This is a genomic window from Clostridium sp. OM05-5BH (assembly GCF_003481505.1).
GTDB lineage: Bacteria > Bacillota > Clostridia > Lachnospirales > Lachnospiraceae > Otoolea > Otoolea fessa.
Map to the genome: position 1 here is coordinate 1 of NZ_QULJ01000028.1, position 1,698 is coordinate 1,698.

The 1,698-nt window shown below is 52.9% G+C and carries 2 protein-coding genes; both read left to right on the forward strand.

Annotation, left to right across the window (positions count from 1 at the left end; translation table 11 throughout):
• On the forward strand, window positions 1–1,212 hold a 1,212-nt coding region (locus DXB70_RS13930), incomplete at its 5' end, for a MobA/MobL family protein (protein ID WP_118673493.1).
• 64 nt (window positions 1,213–1,276) lie between these two features.
• A partial coding sequence (locus DXB70_RS13935; RefSeq protein WP_118673494.1) for a CHC2 zinc finger domain-containing protein occupies window positions 1,277–1,698 on the forward strand: 422 nt, incomplete at its 3' end.

The following is a 1,698-nucleotide window of genomic DNA, read 5'->3' on the forward strand; positions in this document are numbered from 1 at the left end:
ATCCATGACCCCCATCCGCCGGGACACAATCCCCACGCCCATGTCCTGCTGACTATGAGGGCAATGGACGAACATGGGAAATGGCTTCCCAAGAGCCGCAAGGTTTATGACCTTGACGAAAACGGGGAACGGATAAAACTTCCGTCCGGCAGGTGGAAAAGCCACAAGGAGGATACGGTTGACTGGAACGACCAGAAGTATTGTGAAATCTGGCGGCATGAATGGGAGGTCATCCAGAACCGCTATCTGGAAGCCAATGACCGCCCGGAGCGTGTGGACTTGCGTTCCTATGCCAGACAGGGGCTTGATATTATCCCCACTGTCCATGAGGGTGCTGCTGTCCGGCAGATGGAAAAGCGGGGTATCCAGACGAATATCGGAAACCTGAACCGGGAAATCAGAGCCGCCAACAGCCTGATGAAGTCCATCCGGCAGTTCATCCACAACCTCAAGGGCTGGATTGCCGAGCTGGGCGAAAAACGGAAGGAGCTGCTTGCACAAAAAGCGGCGGAGGAAGCGACACTTCTTCCCAATCTGCTGATGAAGTACATGGAGATACGAAAGGAAGAACGGAAGGACTGGACGAGGGCTGGACAGAACCGGGGGACTTCACAGGACTTAAAGGCAGTCAGCGAAGCCTTGTCCTATCTCCGGCAAAAGGAGCTTTCCACTGTGGAGGACTTAGAAGCATTTCTGGAAGCATCCGGGAAATCAGCCGCAGATTACCGCAATCAGATGAAGCCAAAGGAAGCTCGCAGCAAAGTGATTGACGGGATTCTTGCCAGCCGGACAGACTGCAAGGAATGTAAGCCTGTCTATGAGAAGTACCAGAAGATATTTTTCAAGAAAACAAAGGAGAAATTCAAACAGGAACACCCGGAGGTCGCCCGGTATGCGAAAGCCGCCGCCTACCTTGCCAAGCACCCGGACGATAAGGACAGCACCCAAAAGGAGCTGCAACAGGAGCAGGAAAAACTTCTCAGCGAAATCGCAGAGCTGAAAGTACCGCTGACAGAGGTGCAGGAGGATTTGAAGAAGCTGCGGGACATCCGCTACTGGGTACGGAAAGCCACCCCCGGCACAGAGGAAAGCAAAGAGCCGCCCAAGAAACAGCCTATCAAAGAAGTCTTGCAGGATAAGACTGACGAGAAAAAAGCACAAAGAACCACCCCGGCACAGGAGAAACACAGACAACAGGATATGGAACTTTAACAGGCACTTGCCATTTTCAATCAGAGAATGTCAGGTGCTTTTTTCTTTTTAAGGAGGGATAGATTTGAATGTATTTGAAGCTGTGAAGCAGTTCGTCACAACCAGACAGGCTGCGGAGCATTATGGAATCCATGCAGGGCGGAACGGGATGGCTTGCTGCCCGTTCCATCATGATAAAACCCCAAGCATGAAGCTGGATCGGCGTTACCACTGCTTCGGCTGCGGTGCGGATGGGGATGTGATTGATTTTGCCGCCGCCCTGTATGGGCTGGGAAAGAAAGAAGCCGCCGTACAGCTGGCACAGGACTTCGGGCTTTCCTATGAGGACTGGAAGCCGCCGGGAAAGGCAAAAAAGCCCAAGCACCGGCAGAAATCCCCGGAGGAACAGTTTCAGGAAGCAAAGAACCGCTGCTTCCGTATCCTTGCCGATTATCTTCACTTGCTTATGGCATGGAAAACGGACTACGCCCCGCACTCCCCGGAGGA